This is a genomic window from Polaromonas sp. OV174, from assembly GCF_900112285.1.
Classification (GTDB): Bacteria; Pseudomonadota; Gammaproteobacteria; order Burkholderiales; family Burkholderiaceae_C; genus Polaromonas.
In genome coordinates this window covers 1-17741 of the sequence record NZ_FOKZ01000001.1, presented here as the reverse complement: position 1 = coordinate 17741, position 17741 = coordinate 1, and the positions used below count along the sequence as shown (strand labels likewise).

Below are 17741 nucleotides of genomic sequence, written 5' to 3'. Positions count from 1 at the left end.
AGGATTTCCTGACGGGACCCGCAACGCCGCAGATCGCCCGCTCGCTAGCCTTTAAACGCGTTCGAAGATGCCGGCTGCGCCTTGTCCCATCCCTACACACATGGTCACCATGCCGTACTTCAGCTGATGACGCTGCAGCGCATGAATCACCGTCGCCGCGCGAATCGCGCCGGTGGCGCCCAGCGGATGGCCCAGGGCAATCGCGCCGCCCATGGGGTTGACCTTGGCAGCGTTCAGACCCAGGGTGTTGATGACCGCCAGCGACTGGGCCGCAAACGCTTCGTTGAGCTCGAACCAGTCAATGTCGTCCTGCTGCAAACCGGCATAACGCAAGGCGGCCGGAATCGCTTCGATAGGACCAATGCCCATGATGTGCGGCGGCACCCCCTTGGCGGCGTAGCTGACAAAACGCGCCAGTGGTTTCAGGCCGTGTTCCTTGACGGCTTTTTCGCTCGCCAGAATCAGGGCGCCGGCGCCGTCCGAGGTTTGCGAGCTGTTGCCGGCCGTGACCGAGCCGCGCGCAGCAAACACGGTCTTGAGCTTGGCCAGGCCTTCCACCGTGGTGTCGGGGCGCGCGCCCTCATCCAGGCTCACGGTGCGGCTGGTGGCGATGACTTCACCGGTGTCCAGATTGGCCGTGCGGTCGGTCACCTGGACCGGCGTGATTTCATTGGTGAACTCACCCGCCTGCTGCGCCTTGAGCGCCTTCATGTGCGACTCGTAGGCGAACTGGTCCTGCGCCTCGCGCGAGACCTTCCATTGCTGCGCCACCTTCTCGGCCGTCAGGCCCATGCCGTAGGCGATGCCTATGTTTTCATCATTGGCAAACATGGCAGGCGACAGCGAGGGCGAGTTGCCCGACATGGGCACCATGCTCATGCTTTCTGTGCCGGCGGCAATCATCACGTCGGCCTCGCCGACACGGATGCGGTCGGCCGCCATCTGGATGGCGGACAGCCCCGAGGCGCAAAAACGGTTAACGGTGATGCCGCCCACGCTGGTCGGCAAACCGGCCAGCACCGCGCCTATGCGCGCGATGTTCAGGCCTTGCGGGCCTTCGGGAATGGCGCAGCCGCAGATGATGTCTTCAATCGCTTTCGGGTCCAGCGTAGGCGCCTGGGCCAGTGCCGCCTGCAAGGCCTGGACCAGCAGCTCATCGGGTCGGGTATTGCGGAAAAAACCGCGGTGCGAGCGCCCTATGGGCGTGCGCGTGGCGGCAACGATATAGGCTTCCTGGACTTGTTTGGCCATGATGGTTTCCTTTGATTTTTTCGCGCCTGAGCGCTTCAACTGTTACGCGGGCCGGACGGTATCCAGGCCCAGACAAATTCGCACTCGACCGGGTTCACGCCGGCCTCATCCAGCACGGTGACCGCCACATTGACTTCGCCCTTGTCACTGGCCTGCATCAGCGCCTGCTGCGCCGGTGTGAGCGTGGCGACGGCGCGCAGCGCGCCGGTGGCGCGTTTTTTAAATGCCATCTTCAGCTCCTTGGCCAGCGGAATACAGTCGTCGCGCACATTCATGCCGACCACCATGCCGGTAGCGGTTTCCGCCAGCAAATTCATGGCCGAAGCATGCACGCCGCCTATGTGGTTCTGTACCTTCTTTTCATTCTTGATGCCGATCTCCACGCGCTCGCGGCTCATCTCGATGAAATCCAGGCCGGCGGTTCCGGTGAAAGGGACGGCGCGGCGCAGCACCACGCTGCGAAACCAGGGCCGCGCAAAGGCCGGCACTTCATCGAGCCGCTCCAGTTGGCGCTCCAGCCGGTTCGGTTGATGGTCGTTACTCATGATCCATCCCCAGCCAGTAAACGCCGCGGAACCGGCTTAGCCGGGCCGCAGGTGTTGCCCCCTGCAAGGGGGAAAGGCGCTACACGCAGTGAGCGTCCGATAGGGGTGCTCATCAGTTCCGAACCGGCTTGCCGGTGCTCATCATGCCCATGATCCGCTCTTGAGTTTTTGCATTCTCCAGCAAGGAGCAGAACGCTTTGCGCTCCAGCGTCATCAGGTATTCCTCGGTCACCAGGGTGCCGGCATCGACGTCGCCGCCGCAGACCACATTGGCAATCAGGCTGGCAATGTGAAAGTCGTGGGCGCTGATGAAGCCGCCGTCGCGCATATTGACCAGCTGGCCCTTGATGGTGGCCAGGCCGCTGCGGCCCACCACCGGGAAGGGGCGCTTGTGCGGCGCGCGGTAGCCGGAGTTGAACAGCGCACGCGCCTCGTTCAGTGCCACGAACAGCAGCTCGTCCTTGTTGGGCACAATCACATCGCTGTCGAGCAGATAGCCCAGCCTGCGGCTGTCGATGGCACCGGTGCCCACCGTGGCCATGGCGGCGGCGGTAAAGCCTTCGGTCAGAAAGGGCAATAAGTCCTTGTTGGTCGACTTGCTGGCGTTCTCGGCAGCGCGGCGCGCGATGTAGGTCAGGCCACCGGCGCCGGGCACCAGGCCCACACCCACCTCAACCAGGCCGATATAGCTTTCCATGGCCGCCACGCGCTTGGCCGAATAGACCGCCATTTCGCAGCCGCCGCCCAGTGCCAGGCCGCGAATCGCCGACACCACCGGCACGGCGGCATAGCGCAGCTTGAGCATGACGTTTTGCAACTCGGCCTCGGCGCCCTCAATCGCCTTGGCGCCGCCCATCATGAAGGCCGGCAGCATGGCTTGCAGGTCGGCACCGGCCGAGAACATCTCGTCGTTGGACCAGATCACCAGGCCTTTGTAGCTTTTCTCGGCCAGCTCCACGCCCAGGGCCAGGCCTTCGGCCACATCCGGGCTGATGGCGTGCATCTTGGTCTTGATGCTGGCGATCACGACGTCGCCCTGATCACCGTCCAGCGTCCAGAGGCGGATCGCGTCGTCTTCGTGCAACGTGGTGCCGGCAGTTTCAAACGCCGGCGCATTGGCGCCAAGAACGTTCTCGGGGAAGAACTGACGCTCATAGACCGGCAGATTGCGGCGCGGTATGAATGTTTGGGCCGAGGCGCTCCACGAGCCTTGGGGCGTGTGCACGCCACCGGCCGCGGCGACCGGGCCGGTGAACACCCAGTCCGGCAGCGGCGCGCTGCTGAGCGCCTTGCCAGCGGCGATGTCTTCCTTGATCCAGTTGGCGACCTGCAGCCAGCCGGCTTCTTGCCACAGCTCGAAGGGCCCTTGTTTGGCGCCAAAGCCCCAGCGCATGGCGAAGTCAATGTCGCGTGCGGTTTCGGCAATGCTGGCCAGATGCACGGCGGCATAGTGGAACTGGTCGCGCAAGATGGCCCAGAGGAAACGCGCTTCCGCGCCTTCGGCTTCGCGCAAGAGTTTCAGGCGCTCGCCGGCCGGCTTTTTCAGCATGCGGCCGACCACTTCGTTGGCCTTGGCGCCGCCAGCCACGTACTCCATGCTGACCGGGTCCAGGCGCATGATGTCACGGCCGACCTTTTTGTAAAAGCCCGCGCCGGTTTTCTGGCCCAGGCTCTTGGCTTCCAGCAGTTTGGCCAGCACGGGCGGCGTGCCGTAGATGTCCGAGAACGGGTCTTCGACCTTGCCAGTATCACCGCCACCGACGGGACCGAGGTTGTCCTGCAGCGTCTTGATGACATGGGCCATGGTGTCCAGGCCCACCACGTCGGCGGTACGGAAGGTGCCCGAGCTGGCGCGGCCCAGTTTCTTGCCGGTCAGGTCATCGACCACGTCATACGTCAAGCCAAAGGCTTCGGCCTCCTTGATGGTGGCCAGCATGCCGGCGATGCCGACACGGTTGGCGATGAAGTTGGGCGTGTCATGCGCGCGTATCACGCCCTTGCCGATGGCGCTGGTGACAAAGGCTTCCAGGTCGTCCAGCACCTTGGGCTCGGTGGTGGGCGTGTTGATCAGCTCAACCAGAGCCATGTAGCGCGGCGGATTGAAGAAGTGAATGCCGCAAAAGCGCGGCTTGATGGCTTCGGGCAACGCCTGGCTCAGCATGGTGATGGACAGGCCCGAAGTGTTGCTGGCGACGATGGCGTTCTCGGCCACAAAGGGCGCGATCTTGTGATACAGATCGGTCTTCCAGTCCATGCGCTCGGCGATGGCCTCGATGATCAGATCGCAACCCAGGAGCAGGTCCATGTGCTCTTCGTAATTGGCCTGCTGGATCAAGGCAGCGTCTTCCACCACGCCCAGTGGCGCCGGCTTGAGTTTTTTCAGCCCCTCTATGGCCTTGCTGACGATGCCGTTTTTCGGCCCCTCTTTGGCCGGCAAGTCGAACAGCAGCACCGGCACCTTGCAGTTGACCAGATGAGCGGCGATTTGCGCGCCCATCACGCCCGCGCCCAGCACGGCGACTTTTTTAACCTGGAAGCGAGATAAAGGTGACATGGATTTCTTTCTTCAAGTGTCTAAATGATTGCCGCTCGAGAGCTACGCACCAGCAGCCTGCCTGGCGCCCAGCAGCACGGCCCGAGAAACTATCAAAAAGATAGCTGCTTGCGCAATCTGCATAAGGGCTAGAGGCATAAAAAGCTTAAATATCAGGCCAGGGCCGCGTCGGTGTCCATCAGCGCCTGGCTGCCACTGCGCGCCGTGCGCATCAGCGTGGCGGTTTCAGGAAAGAGCTTGGCGAAGTAAAAACGGGCGGTCTGCACCTTGGCCAGGTAAAACGGATCTGCATTGCCATCGGCAATTTCGCGCAGCGCGACTTGCGCCATGCGCGCCCAGAAGTAGGCAAACACCAGGTGGCCGGCCACGCGCAGATAGTCCACCGCAGCGGCACCGACTTCATCCGGATTCTGAAAACCCTTGAAGCCGAGTTCGGTGGTGAACTTGGTCATCTGGTCGGCCAGGTAGGCCAGCGGGTTGATGAACTCGGCCATCTTCTCGTTCACGCCTTCTTCGGCAATCAGCGCGCCTATCAGCTTGCCAAACTTCTTCAGCGTGGCGCCGTTGTTGCCCAGCACCTTGCGGCCCAGCAGATCCAGCGACTGGATGGTGTTGGTGCCTTCATAAATCATGTTGATGCGGTTGTCGCGCACAAACTGCTCCATGCCCCATTCCTTGATATAGCCGTGGCCGCCAAAGACCTGCATGCAGGCGTTGGTGGCGATATGGCCGTTGTCGGTCAGGAAGGCCTTGACGATGGGCGTGAGCAGCGCAACGATCTCGCCGGCATCCTTGCGCACCTTCTCGTCGGGGTGGTAGAGCTCGCGCTCCAGCATCATGGCGCAGTAAATCGCCATCGCGCGGCCGCCTTCGGCGTAGGCCTTGGCGGTCAGCAGCATCTTGCGCACATCGGGGTGCACGATGATGGGGTCGGCCGGTTTGTCCTTGGCCTTCACGCCCGAGAGCGAGCGCATCTGGATGCGGTCCTTGGCATAGGCCAGGGCGTTCTGGTAAGCCACCTCGGTCAGGCCCAGCGACTGGTTGCCCACGCCCAGGCGGGCGGTGTTCATCATCACAAACATCGCGGCCAGGCCCTTGTTGGGTGCGCCGACCAGGGTGCCGACGGCGTCCTCCAGCACCATCTGGCAGGTGGCGTTACCGTGTATGCCCATCTTGTGCTCTAGGCCGCCACAGTAAATACCGTTGCGCGACCCCATGGCGCCATCTTCATTGACATTGAACTTGGGTACGGCAAACAGGCTGATGCCCTTGCTGCCTTGCGGCGCGTCCGGCAGGCGCGCCAGCACCAGGTGCACGATGTTGCTGGCCATGTCGTGTTCGCCGGCGCTGATGAAGATCTTGTTGCCGGTGAGCTGGTAGCTGCCGTCGGGCTGTGGTTCGGCCTTGGTGCGCAAGAGGCCCAGGTCGGTGCCGCAATGCGGCTCGGTCAGGCACATGGTGCCGGTCCATTCGCCGCTGGTGAGCTTTGGCAGGTAGAGCTTTTTCTGCGCTTCGGTGCCGTGGGCATGCAGCGCTTCGTAGGCGCCGTGCGACAGGCCGGGGTACATGGTCCAGGCCTGGTTGGCCGAGTTCAGCATCTCGTAAAAGCACTGGTTGACCACCAGGGGCAGGCCCTGACCGCCGTAGTCGGGATCGCAGCTCAGCGCGGCCCAGCCGCCTTCCACATACTGCGCATAAGCCTGTTTGAATCCCGTGGGCGGGGTCACCTCGTGGGTGGACTTGTCCAGTGTGCAACCCTCTTCGTCGCCGCTGATGTTGAGCGGAAAGATGACCTCGGTGGCAAATTTTCCACCCTCTTCGAGCACGGCGTTGATGGTTTGCGCATCCATGTCGGCGTGCCGGGGCAAGACCTTGAACTCATCGCTGACCTTGAGCACTTCGTGCATGACGAACTGCATGTCGCGCAGGGGTGGGCTGTACTGGGGCATGGAAATCCTTTAGCGTTAAGACGGTTTGAAGGGGAGCGCTTGCACCTGAACGATGGGCGACTAAGCAGCAGTAGGGGAAGAAGAACTGGCGGGCGCGGCGGGACTGCCGTAACGCGCCAGGATGTTGGAAAAACCGGTATTGGCGCGCTCTATGGAACCTGGCGTTTTCAGAAAACGTGCCTCGTAATGCAGCGCCAGAATCAGGCCGTGAATCTCAAATGCCATCTGCTGCTCGTCGGCGTCCGCCTGCAAATGGCCGGCCTCCTTGGCCTGCACCACGGCTCGGTACATGGCGGCCAGCCAGGTGCGCACCGAACCCGCCAGCGCATCGCGCACCGGGCCGGGCCGGTCGTCGAATTCGACAGCGCCGCTGATATAGAGACAGCCAGAATCGATTTCAATCGAAGTCCGGCTCATCCAGTGATGAAACATCGCATGCAGGCGGGGCAAGCCGCGCGGCTGCTGCAAGGCCGGAAAGAAAACCTCTTCCTCGAACCTGAGGTGGTATTCGCGTATCACCGAGATCTGCAACTCTTCGCGCGAGCCAAAGTGGGCAAACACGCCGGACTTGCTCATATGCATGACCTCGGCCAGCGCACCTATGCTTAGCCCCTCCAGGCCTATCTGCGTTGCCAGGCCCAACGCCGCATCGACGATGGCCGCCTTGGTCTGCTGGCCTTTTTGCTGCCCCCTGGACACGGCCACACCCACGGACGGGGTGCGGGCGGCTTTCACAAAAGGTTCAGGAGTAGACATGGCATCGAAGAAAATAAAACGAACGGTCGTTCTATTTTGCTTCAATTTAGGGCCAAACATTCAAGGATCGCTATCAGACCGCTACAAATAGAGAACCAGGTCTAGTCAGAAAACGGGTAAACCCTTGCACCTGCGCAGACTCGGGAGCAGAGTCCTGGCGAAAATTTGAAGGTCTCAAGGCGCTCCCATCTTGAGGGAGCCACCGCCAATGATCAGGCTCAGGCCAGAATCGTTGCCAGACTGGCTTCCAGATGCTCGGATGGCAAACGCCTGAAGCCGGAGCGGGCAAAGCGCTGCAAACGGCCCACCACGAAGGCCACGATCACCGAAGCGCGAACCTGTGCATCCACCGTGGGCGTCGCCGCCCCGGCCGCTGCCGCCGCATCACGCAGGCTTTGCTTGAGGCTGGACTCCAGCTTGTCGAAAAACTGATTCATGCGTTCTTGCAGGCGCTCGTTTTCAAACACCAGCGCATCGCCCACCATGACGCGCGTCATGCCCGGGTTTTTTTCACCAAACTGCAAGGTCATGAGCACCAGCTTGCGGGTACGCGCCCTGGGATCGGGCTCGCGCTCGGCGAGCTGATTGACGAGCGTGAAAATGCTTTGCTCTATGAATTCGATCAGGCCTTCAAACATCTGCGCCTTGCTGGCGAAATGGCGATACAGCGCTGCCTCGCTGACTTCCAGCCTGGCGGCCAGGGCGGAGGTGGTAATGCGATCTGCGCCCGGCTGCTCCAGCATGGCTGCCAACGCCTGCAGGATCTGCACCCGGCGTTCACCCGGCTTGGGGCGCTTGCGCGCCGCAGGCTCGGCGGCGGCCAGTGTGGCAGGCGGGCTCAGTTCGGGTTCAGACACCAGGTCGGACATAGGGGGCAGACAAATAATGTTTCAAAAAACAGGGGATCGTTGCAAATGATTCTCGCACAGCCCAGCGCTAGCGCCAGGCGCTACGGGCAGGCTTCACCCATGGCCCAAGGCCGGGCGCCTAGTCTTCCGGTTCAAGGGCTTGCCAGAACCGAGCAACAGGGCTCGTCAGACTCAGTGCGAACGGATCATGGTGCCGTAGGCCTGGTCGGTCAGGATCTCCAGCAGCATGGCATGCGGCACACGGCCATCGATGATGTGAACCGCATTCACGCCGCTTTTGGCAGCATCCAGTGCGCCTTCAATTTTGGGCAGCATGCCGCCCGAAATCGTGCCGTCGGCAAACAGTCCGTCAATCTCGCGCGCCGTCAGGTCGGTCAGCAGCTCGCCGGCTTTGTTCAACACGCCGGGAATATTGGTCAGCAGCACCAGTTTTTCCGCCTTTAGCACCGTCGCCAGTTTGCCCGCCACCACGTCGGCGTTGATGTTGTAGCTTTCGTTGTTTTCGCCAAAGCCGATCGGGCTGATGACGGGAATGAAGGCATCATCCTGCAACGCCTTGACCACGCTCGGATCTATGCTGACGATGTCGCCGACAAAGCCCAGATCATGCTCGGTATTGGGATCGTTCATGTCCGGCATCTTGAGCTTGCGCGCCCGAATCAGGCCACCGTCGCGCCCGGTCAGGCCGACCGCCTTGCCGCCGGCCTGATTGATCAGTCCCACGATGTCCTGCTGCACCTGGCCGGCCAGCACCCACTCCACCACTTCCATCGTTTCCTCGTCGGTGACGCGCATACCCTGGATGAAATGACCTTTTTTACCCAGCCGGTTCAGCGCCGCTTCAATCTGCGGGCCGCCGCCATGCACCACGACCGGATTCATGCCCACCAGTTTGAGCAGCACCACGTCTTCGGCGAAGTCAGCCTGCAGCGCCGGATCCGTCATGGCATTGCCGCCGTATTTAATGACCAGGGTCTTGCCATGGAACTTGCGGATATAGGGCAGCGCCTGCGCCAGAATTTCGGCTTTGTCGCGGGGGCCCACATGGGAGAGATCGGGGTCAGTGGAAGCTGGGTGGGTCATGGTGTCAACAACTTAGAAAATGGAAATGCGCGAATTGTGCCCCATTACACCCGCTGCAGTTATGCGCTGCAGAACGCCAAGTACAGGCACCAGGACACATTACACATCAACGGAAAAACGGGTCTCATCGGTCTTGGCAAGCTGCTGGTTGTAGCCCTGCACCAGTTGCATGAGGATACGCTTGATCACCGCCACGTCGTCCTGAATGGCTGCTTGGCGCATCCCTACCAGTAGGGGAGCAAGCTCGGACCAAGCCAAAAACTCCTCCCGCGCCTTCATGATGCGCTCATTCGCGGTGCTTTCAGGGTTGTCGCCAATCAGCAACTCCTCGTAAAGCTTTTCGCCAGGGCGCAAGCCGGTGATCCTGATCTCTATATCCCCTTCGGGGTTGCGCTCATCGCGCAAGGTAAAACCCGAGAGTTGAGCCATCCGCCGCGCCAGGTCAATGATTTTCACGGGCTGGCCCATGTCCAGCACGAAAACATCACCGCCCCTGGCCATGGCTCCGGCCTGAAGCACCAATTGAGCCGCCTCGGGAATAGTCATGAAATAGCGGGTGACTTCCTCATGAGTTACTGTCAGCGGGCCGCCATCGCGCAACTGCTTGCGAAACAGCGGCACCACGCTGCCACTGCTGCCCAGAACATTGCCGAAACGCACCATGGAGAACACGGTGTTGTTCCGAAATTCAGCGCTTTGCGTGCCATCCGGTAAATGAAAGCGCACCGAGGTGGTGGCCGCCAGGGCCTGCAACACCAGCTCGGCCATGCGCTTGGTGGCCCCCATCACATTGGTGGGGCGAACCGCCTTGTCGGTGGACACCAGCACAAAGTGCGCGGCTTCGCTTTCCATGGCCGCGCGGGCCATGTTCAGGGTGCCGAAGACATTGTTCAACACGCCTTCGGCGGGATTGCTCTCCACCAGCGGCACATGCTTGTAAGCGGCCGCGTGGTAGACGGTGACCGGCCGGTAAAGCAGGCAAATTTCCTTCAGGCGCCCAAAGTTTCCCACGCTGGCGAGCAACGGGACCACGTTCACCGGCAACCGATGCTCGGCGCACAGGCCCTCCAGCTCGCGATGAATGGTGTAAAGGCCAAACTCGTTGTGCTCGACCAGCACCAACTGGCGCGGATTCTCCAGAATGATCTGGCGGCACAACTCGCCGCCTATGCTGCCACCAGCGCCCGTCACCAGCACCGTCTTGCCGGCCAGGTTGCGCGCCAGCAAGGTGGAATCGGGCGGCACCGGGGCGCGGCCCAAAAGGTCTTCGACGTCCAGCTCCTGAAAGTCCTGGACCGTCACCCGTCCGGAAGCCAGATCCCCCATACCCGGCAAGGTGCGAACGTGAACCGGCAACTCCCGCAGGCTGGCAATGATTTCATTGCGCCGCGCGCGATCCAGGGACGGCATGGCCAGCAGAATGTCGGTCACGCCCATGCGCTCTACCGCAGCCGCCACATCATCCGGGCCGATGATGTCGACGCCGTTGATGCTTCGCCCCGCCTTGGCCCTGTCGTCATCGATAAAGCCCCGTAGCACAAACTGGCGGGTCATACCCAAGGCAGAAGCCGTTTGCACCCCTGCCTCCCCGGCACCGTAAATAAGCAAACGCCCCTCGGCCTGACGAGACTTGCCGGGCCCTCCCGCCAGCCAAAACCGGGCCAACGCACGACTGGTGCCGACCAGCAGCAAAAACAGGATGGGCTGAATCAGCCCGACGCTGCGCGGCACACCGCCCCACTTGAACAACAGCAAGGCGATGAAGAGCAAGACCCCATACACCCCTACGGCCTTGGCGGTAGTGGCCAGGGCCGCCAGCCCGGTGTAGCGAAAGATCGCACGGTACAAGCCGAAGCGCGCAAACAAGGGGAATGCTAGCAAAGGCGCCAACAGGTAAACATACTTCTGCTGAAGTTGAGGCCATCCCGTCTGGTCAATCCGCAAATAGAAGGCGAGCCATACCGAAACCAACGCCAGCGCCAGATCAAGCGTGACCACCATCAAGCGTTTGATGGAACGTGGCAGCGCTAGCAAGGGATCCACGAGTGATTTATTGAATGACATTTCTACTTTTTATTTCACTTGCCGTCTTGCCGGCCTCTAGCACCAGCCCCGCATCAATTCTGATGCCAGACCCACAACAAATATCCCGGCTGCGCCCAGGTGCCGCCGCAGCTGCCATTAACAAGCTTTCACGGCGGGCGCACCATTCATCAATGGGTAATACCATCGCGGCGCAATACCTTCACAAAAGTCATCCAGAGAATGCAACTATCAAACCAAAGTGATTGCTGCTGCAGGTATTCCACATCCAGCTTCACTTTGTCAGGAATGGGCAGTTCATCACGCCCATTGATCTGTGCCCACCCCGTCAACCCAGGCACCAGTTCATGCACCCGGTGCCGGGTGCGCAAGGCAATCAGGTCATGCTGATTGAAAAGCGCAGGCCGAGGCCCCACAAAACTCATGTCACCCACCAAAATGCTCCACAGTTGGGGCAATTCGTCCAAGCTGCTTTTGCGCAGGAAGCTGCCAATCGGCGTGAGGTGCGCCTTGGGATCTGCCAGCAGATGCGTGGCCACAGTTGGTGTGCCGACGCGCATGCTACGAAACTTCGGCATTTTGAAAATTCTGTTGTTACGCCCGACCCGATCAGACCAATACAGCACCGGGCCTTTGGACGTCAAGCGCACCCCTACCGCGACCAGGAAAACGGGGATCAACAACACAACGCCTGCCAAGATCGCCAGCACCAGATCGAATATTCTTTTCATGATTTTTGCGTCCCCGCCGCTGCACGGCGCAAGCCTTCGTCCACCGAAACGGGAGGAACCCAACCCAAAAGACAGCGTGCTCTGGAAATATCCACCTGCAAATTACCGCACAGCCGCTGCACCGCGCCACGCTTGCCCAAAAAAGCCGCACCGGCCTCCAGAACCCGGAAAGGCACCGGCAGCAGGCGCGCGGACATGCCGGTAGCATCCGCCAGACCTCGCACCAACTCGGTGGTAGACAGATCGTGTCCGTCGCTCACCAAAAAGGTCTGGTTGGCTGCCCGCGGATGGGTTGAACAGGTCACAATGAAATCAACCAGATTATCGAGAGCCACGAGGCTGCGCTGGTTGTGTACCGCCCCCAGAGGCAAGGGCCAGCCCTGCTGCACGGCCCGCATGAGAGCCGCAAAATTGGCCCTGACACCGCGACCGTACACCAGCGGTGGACGAATAATGACCACCTCCATGCCGGTTTCTGCGGAAATTTTCCTCAAACCCAGCTCGGCCTCATGTTTGCTTATGCCATAGGCATCCTGCGGTGCGGGTAGATCCGACTCGGTAAACGCATGGCCAGGCAACGTGTATTCGCCATTGACCTTGACCGAGCTCAAAAATACCAACCGCTTTACCCCCATTGCAGCAGCCTGCCGAGCCAAGTTCAAGGTACCCGCCACGTTGACTTTGCGAAACTCGGCGAGCGGATCGATCGCGGGATCATTCATGACATGCACCCGAGCGGCCAGGTGGATCACTATATCCAGATCACTTAACGCTGCGGACCACTCCGTCTCAGGGCCTATCGAGCCCACTATCTTCTGCTCAAAATCATAGAGTTGAGCATGAGCAGAACGTGATGCCACACGTACCGCATGCCCGTGCCGGAACAATTCGGCACACAGCGGTTTCCCCACAAAACCATTCGCGCCGGTCATGAGAAATTTCATAACTGGGGGCGGGACCGCAATCGCCAGTACACAGATGAAAGAAAGAAGCGCGCCATACTTCGAACATGCCAGCGTAAATACTTGAAACTTCGATGACTACTGCGCTGCGCGTGATGAGTCACCTTGGCTAGCGGGCATACCACCACGTCATAACCCAGCAACCTCAGCCGGGCGCAAATATCCACGTCTTCATAGTAAAGGAAATAACGCTCATCGAACCCACCCAGTCTCTCGAAGATGCTATGTGGGAACACCATGAACATCCCGCCCACCCAATCAGGAAAGATTGGCGCTTCTTTTATTACATAGTCAGGACCCACGTATAGACCCAAGGCCTTGCGCAGTATTTTGAGCGGAACCGGAAAACGGCGGGCACTATCCTCCACTTCACCATCGGCCCCCAGCACAAGCGGCGCCGCCACGCCAAGAGATGAACCCTCAAGGCATGCGAGCAAAGCGTTGAACGGGTTACTACTCAGACGGATATCCGGATTCATTACACAAAAATATCGCCCCGTCGCATGCATGAATGCCTGATTGTGATTGGCACCAAAACCCATGGGGGTCGCGTTACGCAGCAGCTTTATCGGGTACGAGAAACGGTCCAGAGTGAATGGCAACGTTTCGTCCACATTAAGCGTGAGTATCAATTCGAAGTTCGAATCCCTGCAACGCTCCTCTATATCAACCAGAAGTTGGACGACCAGACCCATCTGAGAATGACTAACTATAGAGATAGAAATATCTGTTGTGCTATCGCAATCTATTTTTTCCATCGCAAATAGCCCCCATAGATGAGCAACCTACGCACATACTTCAATATCGAGTAAATATCAAGGATAGCAAGCTGATAGCCCTTAATAAAATTCTCGTCATAGAGACGACGATAATTTCCCAAGTCGCTTCGCTCCATCAGCCAAACCTGAGCACTCAATCCAGCTACACCAAATGGCTCCTTGTAGATAGCAGCCAATTCAGTACCCAGCTTGACGACGCGACCACCACTGCAGATGATTTTTAGCCAGAGCATATGGTCTTCCATATAGCGCTGTTTTTCGACGAAACGTTGCCCAACATCGCTCCGCACCATGACTGAAGGCGTTACGAAGGGATTGGATAGAATCATCGCCCATTTCCGAATCCGTTGTACATCGCCCTGAACCACGTTCCAATCCGGCAGTGCGGTTGGGTTAAGACGCCGATACCCATGGCCGCACAGCACGACATCGGGATGTTCTTTCATGTACGCATGCTGAATCTCGATTTTTCTCGGATGCCAGGCATCATCCGAATCCAGGAACGCAATATACGGTTGATTCGCTACGGCCCAACCCGCATTGCGTGCACTCGCCGCGCCCACGTTTTGATCCAGCAGAACGAGCAGAATCCAGCCCGGTTGATGTCTGTCGCGCAAGTCATTCAACATGGCTCGGGTGTCGTCCGCACTGCCGTCATCGACCAGAACCAACTCCGACGGCAGCACCGTTTGCGCCGCAACAGAGGCCACCGCCCGCTCAATGGTCCTGACGCAGCGGTAGCAAGGGATGACTACAGAAACTGGTACAGTCGTCATGCGGAAAGAAACCCTTTGAACACCGCCCTGACGCGACCAAAACTGCCTATGAGCATCCGTTTTGCCATCATCCTGCCTAGAAGGAGTGCAATGGCGATAGATGGCACCGGGGCATGGCGTCTGAGAAAGCGCACACCTGATCGGGTGAAATAAGCATCCAGCACAGGACTGCGCTTTCCCAAACTTGCCGACTGCTTGTGCCACACCCGCGAGTCGTCAGCCACAGCCAGTTGCCAACCCGCCCTGCGCAAGCGAAAACCGAGGTCGGTATCCTCCCAATACATGAAAAAGGTCGCCTGATCGAACAAGCCGACCTCTTCAAGAACCTCCCGCCGCAGCAACACCGAAGCCCCAGAGATGAAATCAAGCGGCCCCGGGGATGTACGGTGTTGTGATCGACCCAGCCAAAGGTTGACGGTGCCGCCACCCCACAACTGAATCCGGTCATGCTGGTCCGCCTCATACAAAACGGAACCGACCGCGCCCAGCGCCGGGTTTTTCTCAGCGACACGAACCAGGGCTGAAAGCGCACCAGGATCCACCGTGGCATCACTGTTAATCAACCAGACATAGTCTGCGCCACGGGCCAGTGTAAGCTTGATACCGGCATTACAGCCGCCGCCAAAGCCCAGATTGGCCCCGGTTTGCAACAACTCAAGCGCTGGCATGGCCTGTTTGATTTCTTCAACCGAACCATCGGTCGAACCGTTGTCGACGACCAGCAGATTGAAATAGGGGTAATCCTGCCGCTGCAAGGAGACAAGACAGGCAAGGGTATCTTGCCAGCCATTCCAGTTCAGTACGACCACGTCTACGCGCTTCATCATGCAGCCCTAAATCCGGGATTGAAATGCCAAGCCCGTTTCTCGACCAGGTGCCAGGAAGCAAAGGCGAGCCCCTCCGTCAGCAGGCGCGAAAGCGAAAAGCAAACGCCAAAGTGCCAGCCCTGCCCCTTGGTCGCCACCAGACACAGCAGGTCCAGATATTTTTTTTCAAGCGTGGCCATCAATCTTTTTTGTGCACGGCCAAAAAATACTGGTACGTCAGAAACTCCCTGAATACACCCGCCGTCAAAGTATTAAAGATCCCTTTGCGCGAGGGCCAGTCAAAACCGGTCGCCGTGCAGTGAACGGCCCCCAGCAGGGAGTGTGAGAGCAGTCCAACAGCCGTGTCACGCGTAAAGAAACGCAAATGCGTCCGATCAAGCAGGCCCGCATCCTGATAGTCCCATCGCCCCTGAAAGAGCAATGGCAGCACCACGCTGTAATGCCGCACATTCGGCAAACTCACAATCAACGTGCCGCCTGGCGCAAGATATCGGGAAACCAAGCGATCGATTACCAGCCAGGGATTAACCATATGCTCCAGAACATCCAAGCACAAGATCACGTCAAACCGGCTGTTTGCTACCGGAAGTTCGACACGCTCGAAATCAAGGCAATGCACTTCATCCGCATGGGCTCTGGCGCACTGGGCTGCCGCCTCGGAAATTTCAACCCCGACAGTGCTGGATGCCCGGTGATCCCGCCGCAACCAGCCAAGCGTAGCCCCCGATCCACATCCGATCTCCAGCACCCGGCCACATTGCGGCGGCAACAACGGGACTATTTCCTTGCGTGCATGCGCAAAATAATCGGCTGACTTGTCAATGTAGCTTTGCATGAATTAAACCGTGATACCAGCTTTCAACCGGGCGGAATGGCGGTGCCACATCCAGGCCAAGACGGCATAGTCTATGACGCTTCGCAGCAACCACGCCCAGGCCGCCCCCGCGATGCCCAACCAGGAAATCGCCAAAAACACCACTGCCCCATACGGCACAAGCTCAGCCATGTGCAATAAAGCAACTGCGCGCACTCGCCCCGCAGCCTGCAGCGCCGTAAACGGAATCTGGGCCAACGCATTGACGCCAAATGCCAGCAACAACAATTGAGTGATTTGCGTGGCTTGCTCTTCAAAAGCCGCCCCCACCCACCAGCGCAAGGCCCAGGGCGTTGCCACCCAACCGATCACAACCACCGCGGCAACCACCCAGGCGCTGAACATGCTGGAGCGCCTTACCAGACGGCGAAGCAGGTGAATATTTCCCGGTTCATTTGAAACGCTCCGAGACAGGCGCGCCAACTCAGGCAACAACACGCTGCACAAAGACGCGACCAGCACGGGCAAGCGCGATACCACGTCAAACGGCACGGCATAGATCACCACCGAACTCGCGGCAAGAACCGCACCGATGACAAAGCGATCCACATAAACAATCACGGGGCCCACAATATTGCTCACGGTCACCCACCCACCAAAAGACAGCAACTGCCGCAGCCAGGCCACACCGCTTGCGCGCACCAGTGCCCGTGCAAAGTCCCGAAAACGAAACCCCATCTCCCGTGCAACCAACCACAGCAAGACAAACACATGCACCAGCCGTACCGCCAGAATGCTGGCACAGGCCCAAACGAGGTCTGGCGAATAAAGCGCTGTCAGGCATGGGCCTGCCACCAACATCACACCCGTCGGGATACGCAGCAGATTCAATGATCGGAACGCCCCGGCCCCTTCCAGATGACCCCGAAGAGCCGATGACACCAGCAGCAAGGGCAGGCTTGGCAGCATCCAAAGCAAAGCCTGCTTGACCTCTTCAAGAAATGCTGGCGATGACAAACGAACCGGCACGCCCCAAACCGCGATGCCCAAGCCTACCAGCAAGGCCATGGCGCTGCCAACGCAGACCAGCAACACAGCAGCGGTGCCCACGACATGCAGCTCATCAACCCGCCCCAACTCGCCGCCGTGACGACAAGACGCCACGGTCACAGTCACCGCCCGGCCCAAGCCCATGTCCAGAAAGCTGAAATAGCCGACGATGACCCACACCAGAGACAGCACGCCCAAACGCTCCTGCCCCAAGTAATGCATGAGAAACGGCACGGCAGCCAGCGCCGCAAACATAGGCAGCACATTGCCCAACAAAGACCAGACAGCTGATTTATATAGCGCGGGAATTGGGGCGGAGCGAATCAAGATCTAAATTTATGAGAATGAACGACAAAACCAATCGGTCGCCCCACCGGGCCCCGTCTGCCACGGGGAGAGCGTGCATTGCCCTCATCGAGACGGTCGCTGGGCCTTGCAAGCGCCGTTTCAACCTTGACTCGGCCCGAATCCGCGACTCAAGGACAAGCGCTCGCTATCACAGGCCAAGAAGCGCAACATCAATTCTATTCGTGATGCTGGCACCGCCCACATGCGCAGTTCGTTTGGCAACCTGAACACCTCCTCCAGCCCGACAGGCTGGGCCAAAGTGTCGCACAACGCCTTCCTCAAGCAAGACTCAAGGGCCAAATATTCAAGCAAAAACCTCAGCACTTGTCAGCGACTTGCCCAGCATGTCTTTGGCCGAGAGTTGTGGCACGGCATCGGCCGGCCATTGAATGCCAATGGCTGAG

Annotated in this window: 16 protein-coding genes; all 16 read right to left on the bottom strand. The window is 59.5% G+C overall.

What is annotated here, in order from left to right; all coding sequences use genetic code 11:
- Nucleotides 1-51 precede the first annotated feature (51 nt).
- Nucleotides 52-1251 (bottom strand): acetyl-CoA C-acyltransferase, encoded by a 1200-nt coding sequence (locus BM160_RS00080; RefSeq protein ID WP_091998467.1) that lies wholly within the window; start codon nt 1249-1251, stop codon nt 52-54.
- Between the two features lie 35 nt (nt 1252-1286).
- On the bottom strand, nt 1287-1796 hold the full coding sequence (locus BM160_RS00075) for a DUF4442 domain-containing protein (RefSeq protein ID WP_091998464.1): 510 nt from the start codon (nt 1794-1796) through the stop codon (nt 1287-1289).
- 112 nt (nt 1797-1908) lie between these two features.
- On the bottom strand, nt 1909-4350 hold the full coding sequence (locus BM160_RS00070) for a 3-hydroxyacyl-CoA dehydrogenase/enoyl-CoA hydratase family protein (protein WP_091998462.1): 2442 nt from the start codon (nt 4348-4350) through the stop codon (nt 1909-1911).
- A 152-nt stretch (nt 4351-4502) separates the two neighbouring features.
- Nucleotides 4503-6299 carry an acyl-CoA dehydrogenase C-terminal domain-containing protein gene (locus BM160_RS00065; RefSeq protein ID WP_091998459.1) on the bottom strand — a complete coding sequence of 599 codons (1797 nt, stop codon included), beginning with the start codon at nt 6297-6299 and terminating at the stop codon, nt 4503-4505.
- A 60-nt stretch (nt 6300-6359) separates the two neighbouring features.
- Nucleotides 6360-7055 carry a TetR/AcrR family transcriptional regulator gene (locus BM160_RS00060; RefSeq protein ID WP_091999363.1) on the bottom strand — a complete coding sequence of 232 codons (696 nt, stop codon included), beginning with the start codon at nt 7053-7055 and terminating at the stop codon, nt 6360-6362.
- Between the two features lie 218 nt (nt 7056-7273).
- Complete coding sequence (slmA, locus tag BM160_RS00055; protein WP_091998456.1) at nt 7274-7924, bottom strand: nucleoid occlusion factor SlmA; 651 nt, start codon at nt 7922-7924, stop codon at nt 7274-7276.
- A 171-nt stretch (nt 7925-8095) separates the two neighbouring features.
- Nucleotides 8096-9007 (bottom strand): acetylglutamate kinase, encoded by a 912-nt coding sequence (gene argB / locus BM160_RS00050; RefSeq protein ID WP_091998453.1) that lies wholly within the window; start codon nt 9005-9007, stop codon nt 8096-8098.
- 99 nt (nt 9008-9106) lie between these two features.
- Complete coding sequence (locus tag BM160_RS00045) at nt 9107-11071, bottom strand: polysaccharide biosynthesis protein (RefSeq protein WP_091998450.1); 1965 nt, start codon at nt 11069-11071, stop codon at nt 9107-9109.
- Between the two features lie 149 nt (nt 11072-11220).
- Nucleotides 11221-11781 carry a sugar transferase gene (locus BM160_RS00040; RefSeq protein ID WP_091998447.1) on the bottom strand — a complete coding sequence of 187 codons (561 nt, stop codon included), beginning with the start codon at nt 11779-11781 and terminating at the stop codon, nt 11221-11223.
- The gene (locus BM160_RS00035) at nt 11778-12713 is read right to left on the bottom strand and encodes a UDP-glucose 4-epimerase family protein (protein ID WP_255368480.1); all 936 of its coding nucleotides are present in this window, start codon (nt 12711-12713) and stop codon (nt 11778-11780) included. The genes BM160_RS00040 and BM160_RS00035 overlap by 4 nt, the downstream gene beginning before the upstream one ends.
- 8 nt (nt 12714-12721) lie before the next feature.
- Nucleotides 12722-13501, bottom strand: coding sequence for a glycosyltransferase (locus BM160_RS00030; RefSeq protein WP_091998441.1), 780 nt, complete (start codon nt 13499-13501; stop codon nt 12722-12724).
- On the bottom strand, nt 13489-14298 hold the full coding sequence (locus BM160_RS00025; RefSeq protein WP_091998438.1) for a glycosyltransferase family 2 protein: 810 nt from the start codon (nt 14296-14298) through the stop codon (nt 13489-13491). Before BM160_RS00025 ends, BM160_RS00030 begins: the two co-directional genes overlap by 13 nt.
- Nucleotides 14295-15122, bottom strand: coding sequence for a glycosyltransferase family 2 protein (locus tag BM160_RS00020; protein WP_218156566.1), 828 nt, complete (start codon nt 15120-15122; stop codon nt 14295-14297). Before BM160_RS00020 ends, BM160_RS00025 begins: the two co-directional genes overlap by 4 nt.
- Nucleotides 15122-15304: a hypothetical protein gene (locus BM160_RS00015; protein WP_091998431.1), complete on the bottom strand. Its 183-nt coding sequence runs from the start codon at nt 15302-15304 to the stop codon at nt 15122-15124. The genes BM160_RS00020 and BM160_RS00015 overlap by 1 nt, the downstream gene beginning before the upstream one ends.
- Complete coding sequence (locus BM160_RS00010; RefSeq protein ID WP_091998429.1) at nt 15304-15960, bottom strand: class I SAM-dependent methyltransferase; 657 nt, start codon at nt 15958-15960, stop codon at nt 15304-15306. Before BM160_RS00010 ends, BM160_RS00015 begins: the two co-directional genes overlap by 1 nt.
- Before the next feature lie 3 nt (nt 15961-15963).
- A complete protein-coding gene (locus BM160_RS00005; RefSeq protein ID WP_177218860.1) occupies nt 15964-17316 on the bottom strand; it encodes an oligosaccharide flippase family protein in 1353 nt (450 codons plus the stop codon).
- Between the last annotated feature and the right edge of the window lie 425 nt (nt 17317-17741).